21 protein-coding genes and 2 pseudogenes are annotated in these 21901 nt (G+C 60.8%); 16 read left to right on the forward strand and 7 right to left on the reverse strand.

Translation table 11 applies throughout. From position 1 onward, the window contains the following. Positions 1-59 precede the first annotated feature (59 nt). On the forward strand, positions 60-743 hold the full coding sequence (gene deoC, locus HU722_RS08390) for a deoxyribose-phosphate aldolase (protein ID WP_065890362.1): 684 nt from the start codon (positions 60-62) through the stop codon (positions 741-743). Positions 744-820: 77 nt separating this feature from the next. Here the strand turns inward: deoC and HU722_RS08395 are convergent, their stop codons facing one another. Next, a complete protein-coding gene (locus HU722_RS08395; RefSeq protein WP_065890364.1) occupies positions 821-2047 on the reverse strand; it encodes an MFS transporter in 1227 nt (408 codons plus the stop codon). A 280-nt stretch (positions 2048-2327) separates the two neighbouring features. Here HU722_RS08395 and HU722_RS08400 point away from each other — a divergent pair, with 280 nt between their 5' ends. Continuing rightward, positions 2328-2582, forward strand: coding sequence for a hypothetical protein (locus HU722_RS08400; protein WP_065882106.1), 255 nt, complete (start codon positions 2328-2330; stop codon positions 2580-2582). A 55-nt stretch (positions 2583-2637) separates the two neighbouring features. Here HU722_RS08400 and HU722_RS08405 read toward each other — a convergent pair whose 3' ends face one another. Continuing rightward, positions 2638-3576 (reverse strand): LysR family transcriptional regulator, encoded by a 939-nt coding sequence (locus tag HU722_RS08405; protein WP_065874777.1) that lies wholly within the window; start codon positions 3574-3576, stop codon positions 2638-2640. A gap of 158 nt (positions 3577-3734) precedes the next feature. Between HU722_RS08405 and HU722_RS08410 the strand changes: the two genes are divergently transcribed. The 6 genes and pseudogenes from HU722_RS08410 to HU722_RS08430 all read left to right on the forward strand — a co-directional run. Continuing rightward, on the forward strand, positions 3735-5054 hold the full coding sequence (locus tag HU722_RS08410; RefSeq protein ID WP_065874778.1) for an MFS transporter: 1320 nt from the start codon (positions 3735-3737) through the stop codon (positions 5052-5054). Between the two features lie 13 nt (positions 5055-5067). After that, a complete protein-coding gene (locus HU722_RS08415; protein WP_065890368.1) occupies positions 5068-6297 on the forward strand; it encodes a Zn-dependent hydrolase in 1230 nt (409 codons plus the stop codon). A gap of 79 nt (positions 6298-6376) precedes the next feature. Then, positions 6377-7402, forward strand: coding sequence for a histone deacetylase family protein (locus HU722_RS08420; RefSeq protein WP_065890370.1), 1026 nt, complete (start codon positions 6377-6379; stop codon positions 7400-7402). Positions 7403-7609: 207 nt separating this feature from the next. Next, positions 7610-8377, forward strand: a pseudogene (locus HU722_RS29195) (MCP four helix bundle domain-containing protein); the annotation flags it as partial. A gap of 48 nt (positions 8378-8425) precedes the next feature. Further along, entirely contained in the window at positions 8426-9235 is an 810-nt protein-coding gene (locus HU722_RS29200; RefSeq protein ID WP_371905661.1) for a methyl-accepting chemotaxis protein, read from the forward strand. 94 nt (positions 9236-9329) lie between these two features. Next, a pseudogene (locus HU722_RS08430) lies at positions 9330-9449 on the forward strand (LysR family transcriptional regulator); the annotation flags it as partial. Here the strand turns inward: HU722_RS08430 and HU722_RS08435 are convergent. Further along, positions 9441-10199: a substrate-binding domain-containing protein gene (locus HU722_RS08435; protein WP_065882113.1), complete on the reverse strand. Its 759-nt coding sequence runs from the start codon at positions 10197-10199 to the stop codon at positions 9441-9443. The pseudogene HU722_RS08430 and the gene HU722_RS08435 sit on opposite strands and share 9 nt — an antisense overlap. After that, the gene (locus tag HU722_RS08440; protein ID WP_065874783.1) at positions 10196-11503 is read right to left on the reverse strand and encodes an MFS transporter; all 1308 of its coding nucleotides are present in this window, start codon (positions 11501-11503) and stop codon (positions 10196-10198) included. Before HU722_RS08440 ends, HU722_RS08435 begins: the two co-directional genes overlap by 4 nt. Before the next feature lie 234 nt (positions 11504-11737). Here HU722_RS08440 and HU722_RS08445 point away from each other — a divergent pair, with 234 nt between their 5' ends. The 6 genes from HU722_RS08445 (at position 11738) to HU722_RS08470 (ending at position 17958) form a co-directional block, all read left to right on the forward strand. Then, positions 11738-12460 (forward strand): GntR family transcriptional regulator, encoded by a 723-nt coding sequence (locus tag HU722_RS08445; RefSeq protein WP_065874784.1) that lies wholly within the window; start codon positions 11738-11740, stop codon positions 12458-12460. Next, positions 12457-13245, forward strand: a complete 789-nt coding sequence (locus HU722_RS08450; protein ID WP_065874785.1) for an SDR family oxidoreductase — start codon at positions 12457-12459, stop codon at positions 13243-13245. The genes HU722_RS08445 and HU722_RS08450 overlap by 4 nt, the downstream gene beginning before the upstream one ends. 67 nt (positions 13246-13312) lie before the next feature. Further along, complete coding sequence (kce, locus tag HU722_RS08455; protein WP_065882115.1) at positions 13313-14245, forward strand: 3,5-dioxohexanoate:acetyl-CoA acetone transferase; 933 nt, start codon at positions 13313-13315, stop codon at positions 14243-14245. A gap of 63 nt (positions 14246-14308) precedes the next feature. Continuing rightward, a complete protein-coding gene (locus tag HU722_RS08460; RefSeq protein ID WP_065946166.1) occupies positions 14309-15187 on the forward strand; it encodes an SMP-30/gluconolactonase/LRE family protein in 879 nt (292 codons plus the stop codon). A 73-nt stretch (positions 15188-15260) separates the two neighbouring features. Then, positions 15261-16583, forward strand: a complete 1323-nt coding sequence (locus tag HU722_RS08465; protein WP_065882120.1) for an MFS transporter — start codon at positions 15261-15263, stop codon at positions 16581-16583. 55 nt (positions 16584-16638) lie between these two features. Further along, entirely contained in the window at positions 16639-17958 is a 1320-nt protein-coding gene (locus HU722_RS08470; RefSeq protein WP_175405784.1) for an MFS transporter, read from the forward strand. On the opposite strand, the gene HU722_RS08475 is transcribed toward HU722_RS08470, so the two are convergent. Then, the gene (locus HU722_RS08475; RefSeq protein WP_049709480.1) at positions 17936-18115 is read right to left on the reverse strand and encodes a hypothetical protein; all 180 of its coding nucleotides are present in this window, start codon (positions 18113-18115) and stop codon (positions 17936-17938) included. The genes HU722_RS08470 and HU722_RS08475 overlap by 23 nt on opposite strands. Positions 18116-18244: 129 nt before the next feature. Between HU722_RS08475 and HU722_RS08480 the strand changes: the two genes are divergently transcribed. Together HU722_RS08480 and HU722_RS08485 are read left to right on the forward strand one after the other, a co-directional pair. Then, entirely contained in the window at positions 18245-19168 is a 924-nt protein-coding gene (locus HU722_RS08480) for a LysR substrate-binding domain-containing protein (protein ID WP_065874789.1), read from the forward strand. Positions 19169-19217: 49 nt separating this feature from the next. Next, entirely contained in the window at positions 19218-19580 is a 363-nt protein-coding gene (locus tag HU722_RS08485; RefSeq protein WP_065874790.1) for a 5-carboxymethyl-2-hydroxymuconate Delta-isomerase, read from the forward strand. Between the two features lie 31 nt (positions 19581-19611). Here the strand turns inward: HU722_RS08485 and HU722_RS08490 are convergent, their stop codons facing one another. Both HU722_RS08490 and HU722_RS08495 read right to left on the reverse strand, forming a co-directional pair. Continuing rightward, the gene (locus tag HU722_RS08490) at positions 19612-20547 is read right to left on the reverse strand and encodes a LysR family transcriptional regulator (RefSeq protein ID WP_065874791.1); all 936 of its coding nucleotides are present in this window, start codon (positions 20545-20547) and stop codon (positions 19612-19614) included. A gap of 137 nt (positions 20548-20684) precedes the next feature. Further along, positions 20685-21872, reverse strand: coding sequence for a cyanate transporter (locus HU722_RS08495; protein ID WP_186754372.1), 1188 nt, complete (start codon positions 21870-21872; stop codon positions 20685-20687). Positions 21873-21901: the final 29 nt, after the last annotated feature.

Here is a 21901-nt window from a genome sequence, read left to right on the forward strand (position 1 = left end):
GTTGGGCGCGCTTTCTAATACGTTACGTCCATCGTGCTCCTTCATCAGGAACGGATTTCATGACCTCAATCACACCCGCAGCACTTGCACAATTTATCGATCACACCTTACTGGCGCCCGACGCGACGCGGGAGCAAATCGCAGAGTTATGCAAAGAAGCGCAGGAATATGGGTTCTATTCCGTGTGCGTGAACTCGGGCCAGGTGCCTTTTGCCGCTCAATTGCTTGCAGGGCAGAAGGTCAAAGTCTGCGCAGTGATCGGGTTCCCACTGGGTGCGGGGCTGAGCGAGAGTAAAGCCTTCGAAGCCCAACAGGCAATCGCCGTGGGCGCGGGAGAGATCGACATGGTGCTCAATATCGGCGCCCTGCGCGAAGGGCGGCTGGATACAGTGCGCGACGATATCGCCGCAGTGCATCAAGCCTGTGGCGCGGTGCCGCTGAAAGTGATTCTCGAAACCTGCCTGTTGGACGAGGCGCAAAAGATCCGGGCCTGCGAAATCTGCCGTGAACTGGGCGTGGCTTTCGTCAAGACTTCGACGGGCTTCAGCCGCAGTGGTGCCACCGCGGAAGACATCGCTCTGATGCGCCGCGTCGTCGGCCCGCAGATGGGGGTCAAGGCGTCGGGTGGGGTGCGCGACTATGCGACTGCAGTGCGAATGATCGAAGCCGGCGCTACCCGCCTGGGCACAAGCTCGGGGGTGAGCATTGTCAGTGGCAAGCTGGAGGATGCGGCGGGGTACTGAATTCGCTTTGTACCCGGCCATTGAAAAAGCCTGCTGAACTCAAGGCTCAGCAGGCTTTTTAGTGGGTACTGGTCTGATCAGGCAGGTTGGGCCGCCAGGCTGTTACTCACATTACGCCCCAGCACCAACACCGTGACAAACCCACACCCCACCAACGCCGTGGCCAGGCTCAGCAATACCGAACTGCCCATCTGGTCGACGATCCGCCCGCCAAAGAACGAGCCCAACGCAATGATCACCTGGAACAAGGCGACGAACAGTGGCATGCCGCGTTCCACATCCTTGGGCGCGACCACAAACATCCAGATACTGGCGCAGGCCGGGAAGGCGCCAAAGGCGAAACCCCAGAGCGCAATGAGCATGGCTGCGCCGGTCAAACCGGTGGCGAAGTGGGGGAACAGAGCGGTGCTGGTGCCGATCATCAGCGCGACCAGCAGAAGGGTGTAGCGCACGCTGCGGTTGGCGGCGAAGCCGGCGAAAATGTTACCCGCTACCCCGGCCACGCCAAACATCAGCAGCAACGAGCCAATCGTCGGGCCATCGAAGCCGGAGCTGTTTTTGAAGAACGGTGCGACATAGGTATACGCGGCAAAGTGCGCCAGGCCGATCAGCAATACGGCGATCAGTCCGACCCGCGCCCGTGGGTTGATAAACAACGCCGGCAGGTCACTGACGTGAATGGCTTTTTCCGGGTTGAGCCGGGGCAGCAGGAAGACCTGCGCGAGGACTACCGGTATGCCCAACAGCGCGGTGACCAGGAAGGTCATGCGCCAGCCCATCAGGCCGCTGAGCCAGGTCCCTACGGGCACGCCCAGTACGGTGGCCAGGGTCACCCCCATCATGATGATCGATGTGGCCTTCGCTACGCCCACGCCCTTGGGGGCCAGGCGGCCGCTGAGGGCAATGGCCGTCGCCCAGAAACCACCGATGCTGATACCCAGCAAGACGCGGCCGAACAGCAGCAGGCTGAAGTCACTGGCGAAGGCCACGACTGAGTTGGCGATAATCATGACCAGCGTCAGGCCGACCAGCAGATAGCGCCGGTCCATGGTGCCAATGATCACCGACAGCAGGGGGGCGGCGAGGGCGGCCATGATGCCAGGCAGGGTGACCATCAGGCCTGCGTGGCCGGCGGTGATGCCGAGGTCGCTGGCGACGTCGTTGAGCACGCCCACGGGCAGAAACTCACTGGTGACCAAGGCAAACGCGCCCACGGCAACCGAGAGAATGGCCAACCACTGCTGTTTGACACTTTGTTGATTATGTTCGGGAAGGCCGCGAGGGGCCTGGCTGGCACTTGGCATGGTTGGGTTCCAGGATGAGCGTCGCCTGAAGCCAGGCGAGGGGGAGGGAATTTGGAGGCGATTATAGGAAACAGTGTTGAAAATCGGGCAGGCGCTCGTTTCGATAGTAATCATCAGTGCAATCGATGCGACGCTCTAGCACGCACTACATGTTCAATGCACCTTTCGTACAGGCTTTCAAAACGCTGCCTACGAGCAGCGCATTGCGGTACACCTGGCACCTTATTACTTTGTGGTAGCGCTCGACATTGGGCGCCTCCAACCGCAAAGGAACTGCATCATGAGCAAAAATACCAAAGAAACCTCCGGCAAGATCGCGACGTTGGCGGCGGAAACGCTCAACAGCCAAAGCGCCTCACCCATTGCCAAAAGCCTCGCCGCTTCAGCTTTAGCCCAGAAAGGCACCGACAAGCAGACGAGTGCAGAGATGGAGCAGAAAGCTGGAAAGGTGCTGGGCAGCGATAAATACAGCGAAGATACCAAGGCGCTTGCCGCCTCGGTTCTGTCTCAAGCCAATAAGGAGCGCGGAAGCTAAGTCACCTCCGCTGGATAGAAAAGGCCTTGTAGTCGAACCGACTACAAGGCCTGCGTCATCGCCCAAGCCGTTCTGACAGGCTCTCGATAAACACCGTTTCCGCCCGACTCATCTTCTGTTCCCGATTCCACAGCAAATGAATATCCACGTCCGCGATCCCCTCATCCGGCGGCAGCCGCCACAGCAGCCCGTTCTTCACATCCTCCGCCACCACATGAATCGGCAAACAGCCCAAGCCAAACCCGGCAATCACCAACCGACGCACTTCTTCAAGGCTTGAGGAGGACGCCACGATCCGTCCGCTAAACCCTTGTTGATCACGGAAAATCGTCAACGGCGACAGCATCCCGCCAATCTGGTCGCTGGTAAAACTCACGAAGTTCTCCGACTGCAAATCCCCCTCCGCCAAACCGGTGCGCCCGAAAAGCGGGTGGTGCCGGCCGCAGAAAAATGCATAGCGCTGGCGCAGGAACAGATGCTGCTCCAGGCGTGGCTGCGGCCGACGGTTGAGGCTCAAACCCAGGGTTGCAGTTTTTTCCAGAAGTGCGGCGACGATGTCCGAGCTGCGCATCACCTCGACCTCCAGGTCTACCCGAGGGTGTTCGCGGTGAAAGCCCGCGAGAAATTCATCGAAGGTGTCCGAGTTGATCCGGCTGATCATCAGCAAACGCACCTTGCCGATCACTTCATCGCCGGGTTTTTGCAGGGCGTTGCTCATCTGCGACACCTGGCCGTACATCTCGCCGGCAATGGCGAAGATCTGTTCACCGGCCTCGGTCAACACAAAACGTGGACCACGGCGAACGATGAGTTGGCAGTCGAGTTGTTCTTCCAGGCGCTTGAGGGCTTGGCTGATCGCCGGCTGGGTCAGGTGCAGGCGTGCGGCGGCGCGGCTGATGCTCAGCTCCTGGCCGATCACGCGAAAAGTGCGCAGCAGGTTCCAGTCCAGGCGGTCGTTGAGCAGGGGGTGAATGTCGCGGCGGGTTTCGGACATGGTGCGGCTCAATAATAAGCAGGATTTATAATTGGAATAATAAATAGAAAATTGACTAATCATAGCCTCGAGACGAAAACTCACGCTCAACAAGCGCCATCAGAGCGCATGTGTTCGACCTTTCTCCTGCCAAAAAAATAACCAAAGGAGCCAGCCCCATGAAGCCTTCCGCTTCGCCTCAGCCTCGCCGTGCTGCGGCCGCCGCTTTTATCGGCACCATGATCGAGTGGTACGACTTTTACATCTACGCCACTGCCGCCGCGCTGGTGTTCGGCCAATTGTTTTTCCCCTCCGAAGACAAACTGTTCAGCACCATGGCCGCCTTCGGCACCTTCGCCGTGGGCTTCTTTGCACGGCCATTGGGCGGCATTGTGTTTGGCCATATCGGCGACCGGATCGGGCGCAAGAAGTCCCTCGTCATCACGTTGGTGATGATGGGCGTGGTCACCGTATGTATCGGCCTGTTGCCTACTTACGCCCAGATCGGCGCCGCTGCACCGGTGATGCTGGTTCTGCTGCGCGTTGTGCAAGGTATTGCCGTCGGCGGTGAGTGGGGCGGGGCGGTGTTGATGGCGGGCGAGCATGCGCCGAAAGGTCGGCGTAACTTCTTTGCTTCCTTCGCGCAGTTGGGCAGCCCGGCGGGATTGATCCTGTCGTTGCTGGCGTTCAGCGCGGTCACCCGTTTGCCGGAAGAAGACTTGCTCAGTTGGGGCTGGCGCGTGCCGTTTCTCGCCAGCGCGTTGCTGCTGGTTGTCGGCCTGGCGATTCGCCTGGGCGTGAATGAGTCGCCTGAATTCCTCGAAGACAAAGCCTTGGCCGAAAAAGCGCGAGCCATCAAGAAAGACCAGGCGCCTGTCGTTGAAGTGCTGCGAACCGCCTGGCGCCCGCTGCTGCTGTGCATCGGCGCCAACACCCTGGGTATTGCCGGGGTGTATTTCACCAACACCTTCATGATTGCCTACAGCACTCAGCAACTGGGCCTGCCGCGCTCGCTGATTCTGGAGTGCCTGTTCTTCGTTGCCATCATTCAGTTCTGCGTCCAGCCCCTGGCCGCCTGGGTGGCGGAGAAGGTTGGCGCTACGCGCTTCCTGTGCGCGATGAGCGTATTGGCAATGGCTTCGCCCTACCCGATGTTCGTACTGGTGAGCAGCGGTCAGGCACCGTTGATCATCCTCGGCATCGCCCTGGCGGTGGTGTGCATGGCTTCGTTTTATGCGGTGATCGCAGGCTTTGTCAGCGGCCTGTTTGAAACCCGCGTGCGCTACACCGCGATCTCCCTGGCATACCAGGTGTGCGGTGCGCTGGCCGGTGGGCTCACCCCGTTGATTGGCACTTGGCTGGCCCATCAATACCAAGGCCAATGGTGGCCCATGGCTGTGTTTTATAGCCTGATCGCGGCGGTGTCGCTGGTGTGTGTACTGGCGTTGTCGCGCCGCCATGCCACCGCTCACCGTCATGAAATGGCTCATAGCGTTTGAGGGAGAATGTGTCATGTTGAAGATTAATGGCGAGCGTCTGTGGGCCAGCCTGATGGCCATGGCCGAGATCGGCGCCACAGCCCGCGGCGGCAGTTGCAGATTGGCCTTGAGTGCCGAAGACAAAGCCGGTCGTGAGTTGTTCAGCCACTGGTGCACAGCCGCCGGGTTGACCCTGAGCGTGGATGCCATCGGCAATCTGTTCGCCCGTCGTGCCGGTACGGATAAGGAGGCGGCACCGGTCATGATGGGAAGCCACCTCGACACCCAGCCGGAAGGCGGGCGCTTTGATGGCGTCTATGGTGTATTGGCGGGCCTGGAGGTGATCCGCAGCCTTGATGATCACGCTATCCAGACGCGCAAACCGTTGGAAATCGCCGTGTGGACCAACGAAGAGGGCGCCCGTTTTACGCCGGCCATGCTCGGCTCGGCGGTGTTCACCGGCACCCTGGCGCTGGATAAGGCGCGGGCCACCGCAGACGTTGATGGTATTAGCGTGGCCGAGGCCCTGTGTGCCACCGGCTACAGCGGTTCACGCCCATTGGGTGGCGCGGTGGATGCGTATTTCGAGGCGCATATCGAGCAGGGCCCGATCCTTGAAGACAACGCCAAGAGCATCGGCGTGGTCACCGGTGGCCAGGCGATTCGCTGGCTGGATGTGCGGGTCGAAGGCATGGCCGCCCATGCCGGCACTACACCGATGCCGCTGCGTAAAGATGCGTTGTACGGCGCTGCGCAAATGATCCAGGCGTTGGAGCAACTGGCGGCCGATTTCGCCCCGGAAGGCCTGACCACCGTGGGCGAATTGAGCCTCGCTAAATCGTCACGCAATACCATCCCTGGCCTGCTGAATTTCACCGTCGACCTGCGCCATCACCGCGACAGCGAGATAGACGCCATGGAGCAACAGGTGCGCCAACAGTTGCAGGCCATTGCCGCGCAACGCGGCCTGACCGTCACCGTGAGCCCCCACTGGATCAGCCCGGCCACGCCTTTCGATGCCGAGTGCGTCGCCTGCGTACAAACCTCGGTGGACGCCTTGGGCTACAGCCAGCAACGTATCGTCAGCGGCGCCGGACATGATGCCATCCACCTGGCACGCTATTGCCCGACCGCGATGATCTTCATCCCGTGTATCGGCGGCCTCAGCCATAACGAAGCCGAAGATGTGCTGCCCGATGACGTGCGCCAGGGCACCGACGTATTGCTCAACGCCGTGTTGAAACGCGCCGGCCAAGCCAACTGATCACTCATATTTCAAGGCTGACCGGATTCACCTGTGGGCGCCAGCTCCCACAGGTTCCGTGTTCACCCAGGAGCATCTGATGCGTACATTTTTCCATCCTGAACAACTTCTGCACTCACCGCGCAGCTACTACTCCCGCGGCCAGATGCGCACGCCGCAGGAAGTCCCCGAGCGTGCCCGCAACCTGTTGCAGGCTGCGCAAACCTTGGGTTTCGACATCCAGCAGCCGCAGGATTACGGCCTCGATCCATTGCTGGCCGTGCACGGTGCTCCTTACCTGGCGTTCCTTCAGGAAGCCCACCAACGCTGGAAGGAAGTCCCCGAAGACTGGGGCGACGAAGTCATGTCCAACATCTTCGTACGCGAGCCCAACGCCTTGCGCGGCATCCTTGCCCAGGCTGCGCGCTACCTGGCGGATGGCAGTTGCCCCATCGGTGAACTCACCTGGCGTTCGGCCTACTGGTCGGCCCAGAGCGCCGTTGCAGCGGCCAAGGCTATTCTCGATGGTGCGCCTGCTACCTACGCGTTATGCCGGCCACCGGGCCATCACGCGCGCTTCGATGCGGCGGGTGGTTTTTGCTACATCAACAATGCGGCAGTCGCTGCGCAAGCCCTGCGCCAAGGTTTCCAGCGTGTCGCCGTGCTCGACACCGACATGCATCACGGGCAGGGCATTCAGGAGATTTTCTACGAACGCGACGACGTGCTGTACGTCTCGATCCATGGCGATCCCACCAACTTCTACCCTGGCGTTGCTGGCTTCGCCGAAGAACGCGGCAGCGCACAGGGCGAAGGCTTCAACCTCAACCTGCCAATGCCTCACGGTGCCAGCGAGGCGGTGTTCTTCGAGAAACTGGAACGTGCGTTGGCAGCAGTGAAAGACTTCTCGGCAGATGTGCTGGTGCTGTCGCTGGGTTTTGATATCTACGAGCTGGACCCGCAGAGCAAAGTCGCGGTGACGCGCGAAGGGTTTGCGCGGTTGGGGGAGCGCATTCGAGGGCTGGGATTGCCGTGTGTAATTGTGCAGGAAGGCGGGTATCACTTGGAGACGCTGAACAGTAATGCGCGGGCATTTTTCAGCGAGCCAGAAGTGTGGGGGAAGTAATCAGGCAGGTGTTAACGGGCGTCTGACACCGAAAAAGCCTGCTGACCTCAAGGGTGGGCAGGCTTTTTAGTCACCCGTGCGTTCATCCTTTTCGAAAAGTGGCTGAAATATTCAGTAGTACTTTCGTGGACATCCCTAAAGTCCCGCCATTGCGAGCCGAAACTCTCTCATACGACATCGTATCCCTCAAAAGAGAGCTTCCCGAAAATGTCCCTTCGCAGCCTGTCCATCGCCCGCCGTGCGGGTCTGGGTTTTGTCCTGATTGCCTTGCTCGTGGCCCTGCTGGGTTTTTTTGCGCTGTCGAACATGGCAAGCATCCGTGCCAGTGCGGTGCAGGTTGAGAGCGGGCTGGTGCCCAAGATGCGGCTGGTGGCGGACATTCGCGAAATCATGCTGCGCATTCGTACGATCTCTTTGCGCATGGCGTTGGATCCGAATCCCGCAAGCCTTCCACAATACCGCAGCCAGATGGACACCCGCAGCCAGGACCTGGTCAAAAGGCTGGCTGACCTCGATGCGGTGATCGACACCCCAGAAGTACGCTCGCTTTATGACCAGTTCCAGGTTTCGCTGCGCCAGTACCAGCAAGGCCTGGCCCAATCTTTCGTCCTTGCCGACAAGCAGCAAGGCGCCGAACTCAACAAGCTGCTGCTGGTGGACATGAAAACGGTGATTGATGGCTCCGGTGCGCAGCTCAATGCCCTGGCCGACTACTACAACGCGCAGATCAACCAGCAGGGGCAGGTGGCCGAGGCGCAATACAGCCGTTCGCGCACGATGGTGTTCGGCTTCGTGCTCCTGGCGGCGTTGAGCACAGTGGCGCTGGCGTGGTTGCTGACGCGCAGTATTGTCGGCCCGCTGAGCCATGCGGTGCGCGCTGCAGAAAACGTGGCCCATGGCGACCTGACCCAAACGGTGGCTGTTACCGGTGACGACGAAGTGACCCGCCTGCTTGTAGCACTCAAGACCATGCAAGCCAACCTGCGCGGGACCTTACAACTGATCCGCCAGTCGGCGGGGCAGATGGCATCGTCCGCCACCGACCTGAATGGCATCACTGATCAAAGCAGCCGCAGCCTGCAAAAGCAGACCGCTGAAATAGAGCAAGCCGCCACCGCCGTCAACGAGATGACCTCGGCGGCGGATGAAGTAGCGCGCAATGCGGTTTCCACCTCAGAGTCCACCCGCCTCTCCAATGAAACGGCGCGCGAAGGCCAACACCGTGTCGGCGAAACCGTCAGCGCCATTCAGGCCCTGAGCACAAACATTGGTGAAACCTCGACGCTGGTGCAGACCCTCGCCGAACAATCGCGTGATATCGGCAAAGTGCTCGACGTGATTCGCTCCATTGCCGAACAGACCAACCTATTGGCCCTCAATGCCGCCATCGAGGCTGCGCGGGCCGGTGAGTCCGGACGTGGCTTTGCGGTCGTGGCGGACGAAGTGCGCGCACTGGCACACCGTACGCAGCAATCGACGCTGGAAATCGATCAGATGGTGACCGCGATGCGCACGGGGTCTGACCACGCGTTGACATCAATGCAGTCCAGTACCCAGCGCGCTACCGCTACCTTGACCTTGGCTGAAGGTGCGGGAGGCGCGTTGAGTCAGATCACCGACTCCATCGACCAGATTCACCAACGTAACCTAGTCATTGCCAGCGCCGCAGAAGAGCAGGCTCAGGTTGCCAAGGAAGTCGACCGCAACATCGTCAACATTCGCGACTTGTCTGCGCAGTCCTCATCCGGCGCCGGGCAGATCAATGGGGCGAGTCGCGAGCTGGCGCAGTTGGCGGTCTCGCTGAGCGAGGCGGTGGCGCGGTTCCAGCTATAGCGCTAGCAAGGTGATGACGGCAACGTGGTCCCGCCACCCATGGCGCCCATCGGTGCCCCTGCAACGTCGCGCCCACGCGCCCACGATGGTCGGGCTGGTATTGCCGCAGGTGATGCGTAATGTGGGCTTGGTAAAACGCCGCGGGCGGACATTGCCGCCAGCGGCGCTGGAGTTGGAGCGGTGGGTGCGGGAAATGCCGTTTCGGTCAGCGTGACACTGAGTCCAGTCCGGTCGATTGCACCACGGGTTGCGCCTGAGGCGATGACAAAAATTGCAGCAACGCCTTGGCCTGGGCCGGGTGTTCGGCGTTCACCGGGATGCCGGCGGCAAAACGCGTCACCGATTGCACATCTTCCGGGATCTTGCCGACGTACGTCACGCCCGGTACTGGCAACAATTCCGCGACCTGTTGCAAGCCTACTTCGTAGTCACCTTTGGCAACCTGCTCGGCTACCGGGATGCGTTCGATCATGGTGCCCTTGGCGGGCATGCCGAGTTTTTTGAACAGCTCTTTCTCGACATACACACCGCTGGCGCTGTCCGAATACGCCACGGACTTGGCTTTACTCAGCACGGCTTTCAGTTCGGCATCAGTACCGATTGCAGGTTTTGCTGCGCCTTCCTTCACCACCAGGCCGATGCGCGAGTCTGCCAGTTCTACGCGGGAGGCCTTGTCGACCTTGCCTTGCTTGATCAAATCATCCAGGGCATAGCCGACCATGATCACCACGTCGGCGTGTTCGCCGCGGGCCAAGCGGTTGGGAATGGCTTCCGGCGCTTTGCCCATCGATGGGCCAAGGAGGGTGTCGAGGGTGTCGCCGCTCTGCTCGGCGTATTGCGGGCCGAGCAATTTATAGGCGGCGGTGAAGCCGCCAGACGTCATCACCTTAAGCGCTTCGGCCTGGGCCGTCAGCGCCATTGTGCCGAGAGCCACCGCCGCCAAGGTGTTGAGCAGTGGCTTCATTGTGCAGCCTCTTGCATCACCTGCCCACGGGCGTTGGCATGGCGATACAGCGCCAGGGTCGAGCACAGCGCACACGCCGCAGCAAACATCATCCAGTAGGCGGGCGAGGCTTTATCACCAGTGATGTGAATGAACCACGTGGAGATCGCCGGGGTGAACCCACCAAAAATCGCCGTCGCCAGGCTATAGGCCAGGGAGAAACCCGCCACGCGCACTTCCACCGGCATGATTTCAGTGAGGGCCGGGATCATGGCGCCGTTGTACATGCCGTAGAGGAAGGAGAACCACAGCAGGGTTTCCAGCATGTGCGCGAAGCTGGGTGCGTTCACGACGTAGGACAATGCTGGATATGCCGTCAGAACGGTCAATACAGTCATGGCGATCAGCACCGGCTTGCGGCCGAAACGGTCGCTCAAGGTGCCGCCGATCGGCAGCCAGATAAAGTTCGACACCGCCACCAACAGGGTCACCAGCAGGGCGTCGGAGGTGCTCAGTTGCAGCACTGTCTTGCCGAACGTCGGCGCGTACACGGTGATCAGGTAGAACGCCGTCGTGGTCATGGCCACCATCAACATGCCACCGATCACCACGGTCCAGTTCTTCACCAGGGTCGCCAGTACTTCGCGCATGGTTGGACGGTGCTTGCGATTGGCGAACTCTTCAGTTTCCTGCAGGTTGCGACGCAGGATGAAGATGAACGGGATGATCACGCAGCCGATGGCGAACGGAATACGCCAGCCCCAATCGGCGACCACAGCGGGTTCCATCCACACGTTCAGGCCATAACCCAATGCGGCGGCGACCACGATGGAGATCTGTTGGCTGCCCGACTGCCAGCTGGTGTAGAACCCCTTGCGTCCTGGCGTTGCCATTTCGGACAGGTACACCGACACGCCGCCCAGTTCCGCACCGGCCGAGAAGCCTTGCAGCAAACGGCCCAGCAATACCAGCAAAGGTGCCCACAGGCCAATGGTGTGATAACCGGGCACCAACACGATCAGCAGCGTGCCGCTGGCCATGATCGACAGGGTCACGATCAGTCCTTTGCGGCGACCGACGTCATCGATGTAGGCGCCCAGGATGATTGCGCCCAACGGACGCATCAGGAAGCCTGCGCCGAATACGGCGAAGGTCATCATCAATGACGCAAACTCATTAGCGGCAGGGAAGAACGCGGCAGCAATGTAAGTGGCGTAGAAACCGAACAGAAAGAAGTCGAACTGTTCGAGGAAGTTACCCGAAGTAACGCGGAAAACCGCGCCAATTTTAGATTGGGCAGATTCGGGCCGGTTAGGGCTAGTCATGGTTTTGTGTCTCCAGCGTTCTTTTTAAAGTGCTTGATTCGCCTATGACCGAGAATAGTGGCTGACACATTTAGAAATGAAAAGTGACAAATTTGGATGGATTGATGTTTGTTGGCTATCAATCCGCAGCGCAGTCCAAATGTCGCGGCGCACCTATCAACGGGAAACTATTTGACATATTTGATTTGTGATCACATATTGAGGCCATAAGAACGACAACACAGGTTTTGCCTCATGACAGATGGTCCGCTCCTCCTGCCCACCCTGCGCCAGGTATCCCGCGATACCTTGCAAGACCAGGTCTATCGCCAGATCCGCGAAGCGCTGATGAGTGGCCGTTTCCAGCCTGGCCAGAAACTCACCATCCGCGGCCTCGCCGAAGCCCTCGGTTCCAGCCCGATGCCGGTGCGCGAAGCCCTGCAACGCCTCAGCGCCGAAAACGCCTTTGAAGTCACCGAAACCTCCCGTTTGCGCGTCCGCCTGATGACGGTGGAACGTCTGCGTGAAATTCGTGATGCACGGGTCGCCCTTGAAGGTTTACTGGCCGAAAAGGCCGTGCTGCTCCTGCAAAAAGCCGACCTCGACGAAATCACCGACCTCTGCCAACAGATGCAGCACGCCGCCGACGAAGTCGATGTGTCCCGCTACCTGTGGACCAACTTCGCTTTTCACCGGCGTATCTATGCCGTGGCCCAGGCCGAGTTGACCATGGCCGCCGTGGAAAACTTCTGGCTGCACATGGGCCCGTGCTTTGCGTTGGTCGCCCCGGATAAAGCTCACCTGCAACGCTCGATGGAGGCGCACACGCGCATCGTTGAAGCTCTGGCTGCCCGGGATGGCGCCGGCGCGCGCGCGGCGGTGACCGATGACATCATGCAGGCCGCCGATTCCCTGGCGCGCCTGCTCGTCAAGAACGACCGTTCGCGGTCGTCTGTTTCAGGAGGTAAACGTGCATGAGTGTCCTACAACGGCTGCAGCCCTATCCTGGGTTACGTGTGTTGATTTCCGGCGGGGCTGCCGGCATTGGTGAAGTGCTGGCGGCGGCTTATCTCGAAGCCGGTGCCCAGGTGCATGTGTGTGATGTGAGCGAGCCCGCCCTGGCAGCGTTTCGCGACAAATACCCTGGCACGGTCGCCACCCGTGCCGACGTCAGCGATGCCGCGCAGATCGAGGCGGTGTTCAAGGTGCAGCACGAGCATTTCGGCGGCCTCGATGTGCTGGTCAACAACGCCGGGATCGCCGGGCCTACTGGCGGGATCGATGCGATCAGCGACGCCGAGTGGCAAGCCACCATCAACATCAACCTCACCGCGCAATACCGTTTTGCCCACCACGCGGTACCGATGCTCAAGGAATCGTCCCACGGCCATCTGCTGCATATCGCCTCGGTGGCAGGGCGCTTGGGCTACGCGTGGCGCACGCCGTATGCGGCGACTAAATGGGCCATCGTCGGCTTGATGAAATCCCTGGCCTCGGAGTTGGGCGAGAGTGACATCCGCGTCAACGCCTTGCTGCCCGGCATCGTCGAAGGCCCGCGCATGGACGGCGTGATCCGCGCCCGTGCCGAGCAGGTCGGCGTGCCCGAAGCCGAGATGCGTCAGGAATACCTCAACAAGATTTCCCTCAAGCGCATGGTCACCGCCGAAGACGTGGCCGCCATGGCGTTGTTTCTCTGTTCGCCCGCCGCGCGCAACGTGACCGGCCAGGCGATCAGCGTCGACGGTAACGTCGAATACCTGTAAGTCACGGAAGAACACCTCGCGCTGTACCCAGGATTTTTTTCATAAGAATAAAAGTCGGAGAATCGTCATGTCCAAAAAACGTCCTGTCATCATTACCTGCGCCGTCACCGGCGCGATTCATACGCCGTCGATGTCACCGCATTTGCCGATTACTGCGCAGGAAATTGCCGATGCCGCCATCGGCGCCGCTGAAGCCGGTGCTGCGATTGTTCATCTGCATGCCCGTGATCCCAACGACGGCCGCCCGAGCCAGGACCCCGCACTGTTCGCCGAATTCCTGCCGCACATCAAGGCCGCCAGCGACGTGGTGATCAACATCACCACCGGTGGCGCTCCAACCATGGGCGTAGAAGAACGACTACAGCCGGTGATGCAGTTCAAGCCGGAACTGGCCTCGCTGAACATGGGCTCGATGAACTTCGGGCTGTACGAAATGCTCAACCGCTTTACCGAGTTCAAGCACGATTGGGAACGGCCATACCTGGAAGAAAGTGACGACCGGATATTCCGCAATACCTTCCGCGACATCACCCACATCCTCAATTCGTGCGCCGAGAACCGCACGCGGTTTGAGATCGAGTGCTACGACATCGGTCACCTCTACACCGCTGCACACTTCCTGGAGCGCGGCCTGCTCAAGCCGCCGCTGTTTATCCAGTCGGTGTTCGGTCTGCGCGGTGGCATCGGTGGGCACCCGGAAGATTTGGCGCACATGCGGCGCACCGCCGACCGGCTGTTTGGTGACGACTACGTGTGGTCAATCCTCGGCGCCGGGCGTGGGCAAATTCCGTTGGCGACCATGGGCTTGTCCATGGGCAGCAATGCGCGGGTCGGCCTGGAAGATTCGCTGTGGGATGGCCCGGGAAAACTGGCGGCGTCGAATGCCGACCAGGTACGGCGCATTCGTACGGTGATCGAAGCCCTGGGGCATCGCGTCGCCACGCCGGACGAAGCGCGGGAAATCCTCGGGCTCAAAGGGCGTGACCAGGTCAACTTCTAAACACACAGGGCCGCGGCAAAGCGCGGCCTGTATCCCGCACAACAACAATAAGGGGATCACACCATGCGTATCGAAGTGCTTGTCGACGTCAAGACCACCCTGGGCGAAGGCCCGGTGTGGGACGTCGAGCAACAACGCTTGTATTGGATCGACAGCGCCGACGGCCGCATCCTGCGCTGCACCGATGACGGCCGCGAACTACGCGCCTGGGAGGTGGGCCAGAAGATTGGCTCCATGGCCCTGCGCCACAACGGTGAGAGTGCAATCGTCGCCCTGCAAAACGGCGTGCACACCCTCGACCTCAACAGCGGCGAGCTCAACCTGGTCATCGACCCGGAGCCGCAGCTGCCCAACAACCGCCTCAACGACGGCAAGGTCGACCGCCAGGGCCGCTTCATCTTCGGTTCGATGGACACGCTGGAAGACAGCGCCAGCGCCAAACTCTACCGCCTGGACGCCGACCTGAGCCTGCACACCCTGGACGAAGGCATCATCGTGTCCAACGGCCCGTGCTGGAGCCCGTCGGGTGAAACCTTCTACTTCTGTGATACGTGGTCCGGCGAGATCTGGGCCTACGACTGTGACCTCGCGACGGGCAACGTGAGCAACCGCCGCACCTTCGCAAAGGTCGACACCTCCGGCGGTGGCGCCGCTGACGGCTGCACCGTGGACGCCGAAGGGTGCCTGTGGCAAGCCCTGGTCTACGCCGGAAAACTGGTGCGCTACACCCCCGATGGCCAGGTCGACCGCATCATCCAGATGCCAGTGAAGAAGGTCACCAGCCTGACCTTCGGCGGGCCGAATCTCGACACCCTGTTTGTGACCTCCATGGCCAAGCCGCCGCTGCCGCGTTTCCCGGCAGACGGCCAGCAGCGCGGCGCGCTGTTCGCCATTACTGGGTTGGGCGTGCAAGGAATAGCCGAGCGACGGTTCGCCAGCTAGCGCGTTTTTTCAATAAGGCATATTCCTTCGCAACCTTGTGTCAGTGCGCGCCTTCGCGCGCCTGGAGAGGCCCATGGCAACTATAAAAAAAGCGTCGCTGCGCAGCATTCACCGGCACTCCTGGGTGTCGCTGCTGGTCTGTTGGATGATCTGGATCCTCAACGCTTACGACCGTGAGATCGTGTTGCGCCTGGGGCCGACCATCTCCAAGCATTTCGACTTGTCCGCCGACCAGTGGGGCACCGTGGCCACGGTGGTCATGCTCGCGCTGGCACTGTTGGATATCCCCGGCTCCATGTGGAGCGACCGTTATGGCGGCGGCTGGAAACGTGCGCGCTTCCAAGTGCCGTTGGTGCTGGGTTACACCGCGATTTCGTTTCTGTCCGGCTTCAAAGCCTTGAGCGGCAACCTCGCGACCTTTATTGCCCTGCGTGTCGGCGTCAACCTCGGCGCCGGTTGGGGCGAGCCGGTGGGCGTGAGCAACACCGCTGAATGGTGGCCGGTAGAGCGTCGCGGGTTTGCCCTGGGCGCGCACCACACCGGCTATCCGATTGGCGCGATGCTCAGCGGCATTGTCGCGAGTTTTGTCATCACCGTGTTTGGTGAGGAGAACTGGCGCTATGTGTTCTTCTTTGCCTTCGTGGTGGCGCTGCCGCTGATGATCTTCTGGGCGCGTTATTCGACGGCAGAGCGCATCACCGCGCTGTACGTCGACATCGCCGCCAAAGGCATGACCCCGCCGGACAACGCCCCCGCCAGCCAAGTCAAAGGCGAGGCCTGGCGTACGTTTATCGCCACCTTGCGCAACCGCAATATCGCCCTGACCGCCGGTAATACGATGCTCACGCAAGTGGTGTACATGGGCGTGAACATTGTGCTGCCGGCCTACCTTTACAACATCGCCGGGCTGTCGCTGGCGGAGTCGGCGGGGATGAGCGTGGTGTTCACCCTCACCGGGATTCTCGGGCAATTGGTGTGGCCGTCGCTGTCGGACATCATCGGCCGGCGCACCACTCTGATCATCTGCGGGCTGTGGATGGCGGCAAGTGTCGGCGCGTTCTACTTCGCCAATACGCTGACCTTGATCATCGTGGTGCAACTGCTGTTCGGCCTGGTAGCGAATGCGGTGTGGCCGATCTACTACGCCGTGGCCTGCGACTCTGCCGAGCCGTCGGCGACCTCCACCGCCAACGGCATCATCACCACCGCGATGTTTATCGGTGGCGGCCTGGCGCCGGTGCTGATGGGCAGCCTGATTGCCATGGGCGGCGGCTGGACCACGCTGCATGGCTACACCGTGTGCTTCTTCGTAATGGCCGGCTGCGCCCTCGGCGGTGCGCTGCTGCAGCTGTTTTCCCATCGCCCGCCGGCGTTGGCTGTGCAACTCGACTCCTAGAACAACACCGATGCGCCCCCCAGCCCGGCTGGCGGGGCGCCAAGAGGAATTGCCGATGACTATCGCCACCCCCGCCCGCGAGCCGCAGGCGTTGAACAAACTGATGTTCGTCAAGCTGATGCCCTTGCTGATCATCGCCTACATCCTGAGCTTTTTGGACCGCACTAACATCGCCCTGGCCAAGCATCACCTGGATGTCGACCTGGGTATTTCTGCCGCTGCATACGGATTGGGCGCGGGGCTGTTTTTCCTGACGTATGCGCTGTCGGAAATCCCCAGCAACCTGATCATGCACAAGGTCGGCGCGCGGTTCTGGATTGCCCGGATCATGGTGACCTGGGGCCTGATCTCGGCGGCCATGGCCTTTGTACAGGGCGAGACCTCGTTCTACGTGCTGCGCCTGTTGCTGGGCATTGCCGAAGCCGGTCTGTTTCCCGGTGTCATGCTCTACCTCACCTACTGGTTCAACCGTGAACAACGGGCGCGGGCCACCGGTTACTTCCTGCTCGGCGTGTGTTTTGCCAACATCATCGGCGGCCCGGTGGGCGCGGCGTTGATGCGCATGGACGGTCTGCTCGGCTGGCACGGCTGGCAGTGGATGTTCCTGCTCGAAGGTTTGCCGGCGGTGGCGTTTGCCTGGGTGGTCTGGCGCAAACTGCCGGATCGTCCGAGCAAGGCGCCGTGGCTGTCGGCCGAGGAAGCGCGCGGGATCGAACAGCGCATCGCCCTGGAAACCGAAGAAGGCGCGGGCGAGGGTGGTCACTCGTTGAAAAACTGGCTGACCCCGCAAATCCTGCTGGCGATCTTTGTGTACTTTTGCCATCAGATCACCATCTATACGGTGATCTTTTTCCTGCCGAGCATCATCAGCAAATACGGCGAACTGAGCACCATGAGCGTCGGCCTGTTGACCTCATTGCCCTGGATCGCGGCGGCGCTCGGCGCGGTATTGATTCCGCGTTTTGCCACCACGCCGGGGCGTTGCCGTCGCTTGTTGGTCACGGGGTTGCTGACCATGGCGTTGGGTCTGGGTATTGCTTCGATATCGGGGCCGGTGTTCAGTTTGCTGGGCTTTTGCCTGTCGGCGGTGATGTTCTTTGTGGTGCAGTCGATCATCTTTTTGTACCCAGCCTCGCGCCTCAAGGGTGTGGCGCTGGCGGGCGGGCTGGGTTTCGTCAACGCCTGTGGGCTGTTGGGCGGGTTTGTCGGGCCGTCGGTGATGGGGGCGATCGAGATGAGCACCGGCAATGCGATGAACGGCTTGAAAGTGATTGCGGTCGTGTTGGTGATCGCGGCATTGGCAGCCTTGCGTTTACGTCAGGGCCAGGAGCAGGCGCCCGCGCCACAGGCAATCATGAAACCAGCAACGAAATAGGAAAGCCCGACGCCAGCACCACATACGCCACCATCGCCGCCAGGCACAGACCGACAAACACTCGCAACAGTGTGCGGGCGGTGGGGTTGGCAATCAGCTGGATGACCCAGATACAAAACCCGGCCAATACAATGGCCGAGGCGAGAATGACCAGCACGGGCGTGTTCCTGCGACCTTGGAGAGCTGTTTTATAGCTGCAAAGCGGCTGGATGAACAGTGTGCACATAGACGCAGGCCCCCGCGCTTTCTAAACTGCGGCTTGTCTTGGGGAAAGGGGCAGGCGCCGATGAATCGCAATGAATTACGCAAGGCCGACATCAACCTGATGGTGGTGTTCGAAGCGCTGATGCTCGAGCGCAATGTCACGCGGGTGGCAGAGAAGCTGTTTCTCGGCCAACCGACCATCAGTTCGGCCCTCAACCGCTTGCGCACCTTGTTCAACGACCCGCTGTTCATTCGTGTCGGCCATCGCATGGAGCCCACCGCGCGCGCCGAGGAAATCATCCAGCACCTGTCGCCGGCCCTGGACTCATTGTCATCGGCCCTGAGCCTGACCCACGATTTCGACCCGTCCATCAGCACCATGACCTTTCGCATCGGCCTGTCCGACGATGTCGAGTTCGGCCTACTGCCACCGTTGCTGCGCGCCTTGCGCCAGGAAGCGCCGCAAGTGGTGTTTGTGGTGCAGCATGTGGACTACTGGCGCATTCCGGACCTGCTGGCCTCCGGTGATATCACCGTCGGCATCACCCAGACCCGTGGCTTGCCGGCGAATGCCAAGCGCAAGCTGCTGCGCCATATCCGCCCGCGTTTGCTGCGCGCCGATGCCTCCGACACACCGCTGACCCTCGATGAATATTGCTCACGGCCCCACGTGTTGGTGTCCCACACCGCCAACGTGTCGGGGTTTGCCGATGAGTGGCTGGCGGAAATCGGCCGCAAACGCCACGTGGTGTTGTCGGTGCCGCAATACAGCGCGCTGCCGGCGTTGCTCGCCGGCACCGACCTGATCGCCAGCCTGCCGGACTACACCGCCGAGGCCATGGCGGTGTCGGGCCACCTGTTCTGTGAGCCGTTCCCATTCGAGACGCCGACCCTGGATTTGTCCATGGTCTGGCTCAGTCATGTGGACACTGACCCGGCTGAGCGCTGGGTGCGTTCACGGCTTGAGGCCTTCATGAGTGATCGAGGGTTGGCGACCCAGGCCTGACTCGCGTGGTATACCTGCGAAACTTCCTACAAAAAATTTGGAGCCCTTCATGCCACACCTGCACCTGGAATACACCGCCAACTTGACAGGCCTGGCCGTCGAGAAAGTCCTGTTGCGGCTCAACAACGTGCTGATGGTGTCCGGCCAGTTCGGTTCCGAGTTCGATATCAAGAGCCGTGCGCTCAAGGTCGAGAGTTTCCAGGTCGGCACCTCTCTCGACCCCCGTGGGTTTGTCGCGTTGAAGCTTTCGCTGCTCAGCGGGCGGTCACCACAGGTCAAGAAGCAGTTGTCGGAAAGCTTGCTGGCGGCGTTGCAGGACGCGGGCGACTGGCCGGCGGATATACAGGTTCAACTGAGTGTCCTGTTGGTGGACATGGACCGCGATTCCTACAGCAAAGCCGTCATCGGCTGACACCGCAACGATGCCATCGGCGTAGGGGCGATCACAGCAATCCCTGGTCCGCGCAGACTTTTACAACCTGCTCACGAAACCAGGTATTGGCACTGTCCTGTCCACTGGTTTCATTCCACTGCATCTCCAGCGTGAACCCCGGCAAACCGTTGGGCGCCTCGCAATGGCCGAACACCGTCACAGGCGCTAGCAGCTTTTGCACGCGGCGCGGCAGGGTGACGATAAAGTCGGTGCCGGTGATCATCTTCAGCGCCGCGCTGTAGCTGTTGGCGCGGGCGATCACTTGGCGCTTGTGCGCCTGGCGCGCCAGCCAGCCGTCGATCATGTTGGTGTCGGAGGTCCAGGGCGTGGGGAACACGTGGCGCCGCTCAACGAACGATTGCAGGCTGAAGGCCGGCTCGCGCGGTGCCGAGCGTTTGTCGAACACGCACACAAGGTCGTCTTCGAGCAGCATCTGGGTGCGGAAGTCTTTATGGGCGCGGTGGAAGTTGGGGCCGAAACAGATCACCAGATCGAGACGGCCATCGCGTAGGTCGTCGGCGGGGATGTCGGTTTCCAGCTTTTGCACATTGACGATCACCGGCAGGTCGGCGCGGTCAAAGTGCTTCAACAGGCGCGGCAGGATCAACTGTTCGAAATATTCCGGCGCGCACACGTTGAAGGTCACGGCCTGCTGCGTCGGGTCGAAGGCCTGGCCACCGGCGTGGCACAGGTTGATGCTCTCGAGGATTTTCTGCACATGGCCGTACATGGTTGTGGCCTTGTACGTCGGCCGCATGCCCGCCCGTGTGTTGATAAACAGCTCGTCTTCGAAACTGGTGCGCAGCTTCTTCAGGCTGTAGCTCACGGTGGACTGGCTGACAAACAGCGTTTCGGACACCTCGGTAACGCTGCTCTGGTCATAGACGGCGATAAACACCATCAAGTCCTGCATATCGAGCTTTCTGAGCAAGTTACTGTTTAGCATCGGTTTCGTCCGTAAACCCGTTGTACCGAACTCAGTACAAGACAGCGCAAAAGCTTAACGGAACGGACGTGCCAATAGAAAGCGCTGTAGGGCGTTTCTATGTTTGGCGTGAGACAAATACTGTTTGCAACACGACCTCAGCGGATATGCCGCGCGTAATGCTTTGGGTTGAAGCGCGTGACGATCAGCAGCATCACTACAATGACCGCCGTCAACGACCACCAGGCCCATTCGAAGCTGCCCAGTTGATCGCGGATCATCCCCGCGATCAGCGGCGACAGCCCGGCAATCAAGTAGCCGATACCTTGCACAAACGCGGTGAGGCCACCGGCGCGGCGGGGGTTGTCCAGGTGGTCGAGGGACAGGATCAAGCTCATCGGGAACAGACCGCCAATGCCCAGGCCGAGCAGGCAGGGCCACAGCAGGCTCAGGTATTGCGGGCTGAGAATCAAACCGCAGAAACCGAGGATGATCAGCACCAGCAGCACCGCAACCACACCGCGTTTATCCCGGCGACGGTTGGCGATGGCGGGGGTGATCAAGCCGGACACCACTTCCATTGCCGTCAAAAAGCCCAGCAGCAAACCAGCGTTCTGTTCGCTCCAGCCTTGCTCCACGTAGTACGGCGCGAGCCAGGCGAGTACGCAGGTGTAGGCCGCAGTACCAAGGCCGAAAAAGACGGCCAGCAACCAGGCCCGGCCGTTACCGAAAAATGATTCCTGCGGGCCGGCGGACGCTTGCGGCAACGGCGGCAGCACCGAGCGCTGTGCAAACCAGAATGCCAGCGCCAGTACTGCGAGCACTGCCCAGATTGCCAGGCCGATGCGCCAACTGCCGGTCTGCACTTGCACGAACGGCGCAAACGATGCCGCCAGCGCGGCACCCCCCATGATCGCGGTGACGTACAGGCCCATGAACAGCGAGACGTTATCGCTGAATCGCGACTTGATCAGCGCTGGCATCAACGCTTGGATCATCGCAATGCCCACTCCGGCTGCGATGGCGCTGATGATCAACTCCAGCGCCGAATCCAGGAACAACCGCGACAGCGTGGCCACGCCAATCACCAGCAGCGACAGCACAATGCTGCGGTGCTCGCCAAAACGCTTGGCCACGGCCATGCCAAAGAACATCGCCAAACCCATGGCCATCACCGGCAACATGGTCAGCAACGCCGCGCTGCTGAAACTCAACGGCACGTCGCCGCGAATCGATGACAACAATGGGCCCACGGCGGCCATTGATGGCCGCAGGTTAAGGGCGACCAGCACGACACTGATCATCAGCCAGAGGGCGGTGGTGGGTTTTGTTTGAACGGTTTCCATGGGAGGGCCTTGAGTGAGCAAGGGCGAAT

Origin of the sequence: Pseudomonas tritici (genome assembly GCF_014268275.3) — a bacterium.
GTDB classification, from domain to species: domain Bacteria; phylum Pseudomonadota; class Gammaproteobacteria; order Pseudomonadales; family Pseudomonadaceae; genus Aquipseudomonas; species Aquipseudomonas tritici.

Coding starts and splice junctions, on each gene's coding strand:
- HU722_RS08470 (WP_175405784.1), top strand. CDS start 16,639: ATGACTATCGCCACCCCCGCCCGCGAGCCGCAGGCGTTGAACAAACTG.
- kce (WP_065882115.1), top strand. CDS start 13,313: ATGTCCAAAAAACGTCCTGTCATCATTACCTGCGCCGTCACCGGCGCG.
- HU722_RS08445 (WP_065874784.1), top strand. CDS start 11,738: ATGACAGATGGTCCGCTCCTCCTGCCCACCCTGCGCCAGGTATCCCGC.
- HU722_RS08400 (WP_065882106.1), top strand. CDS start 2,328: ATGAGCAAAAATACCAAAGAAACCTCCGGCAAGATCGCGACGTTGGCG.
- HU722_RS08450 (WP_065874785.1), top strand. CDS start 12,457: ATGAGTGTCCTACAACGGCTGCAGCCCTATCCTGGGTTACGTGTGTTG.
- deoC (WP_065890362.1), top strand. CDS start 60: ATGACCTCAATCACACCCGCAGCACTTGCACAATTTATCGATCACACC.
- HU722_RS08480 (WP_065874789.1), top strand. CDS start 18,245: ATGAATCGCAATGAATTACGCAAGGCCGACATCAACCTGATGGTGGTG.
- HU722_RS08465 (WP_065882120.1), top strand. CDS start 15,261: ATGGCAACTATAAAAAAAGCGTCGCTGCGCAGCATTCACCGGCACTCC.
- HU722_RS29200 (WP_371905661.1), top strand. CDS start 8,426: ATGGCATCGTCCGCCACCGACCTGAATGGCATCACTGATCAAAGCAGC.
- HU722_RS08420 (WP_065890370.1), top strand. CDS start 6,377: ATGCGTACATTTTTCCATCCTGAACAACTTCTGCACTCACCGCGCAGC.
- HU722_RS08410 (WP_065874778.1), top strand. CDS start 3,735: ATGAAGCCTTCCGCTTCGCCTCAGCCTCGCCGTGCTGCGGCCGCCGCT.
- HU722_RS08440 (WP_065874783.1), bottom strand. CDS start 11,503: ATGACTAGCCCTAACCGGCCCGAATCTGCCCAATCTAAAATTGGCGCG.
- HU722_RS08460 (WP_065946166.1), top strand. CDS start 14,309: ATGCGTATCGAAGTGCTTGTCGACGTCAAGACCACCCTGGGCGAAGGC.
- HU722_RS08485 (WP_065874790.1), top strand. CDS start 19,218: ATGCCACACCTGCACCTGGAATACACCGCCAACTTGACAGGCCTGGCC.
- HU722_RS08490 (WP_065874791.1), bottom strand. CDS start 20,547: ATGCTAAACAGTAACTTGCTCAGAAAGCTCGATATGCAGGACTTGATG.
- HU722_RS08435 (WP_065882113.1), bottom strand. CDS start 10,199: ATGAAGCCACTGCTCAACACCTTGGCGGCGGTGGCTCTCGGCACAATG.
- HU722_RS08405 (WP_065874777.1), bottom strand. CDS start 3,576: ATGTCCGAAACCCGCCGCGACATTCACCCCCTGCTCAACGACCGCCTG.
- HU722_RS08395 (WP_065890364.1), bottom strand. CDS start 2,047: ATGCCAAGTGCCAGCCAGGCCCCTCGCGGCCTTCCCGAACATAATCAA.
- HU722_RS08495 (WP_186754372.1), bottom strand. CDS start 21,872: ATGGAAACCGTTCAAACAAAACCCACCACCGCCCTCTGGCTGATGATC.
- HU722_RS08415 (WP_065890368.1), top strand. CDS start 5,068: ATGTTGAAGATTAATGGCGAGCGTCTGTGGGCCAGCCTGATGGCCATG.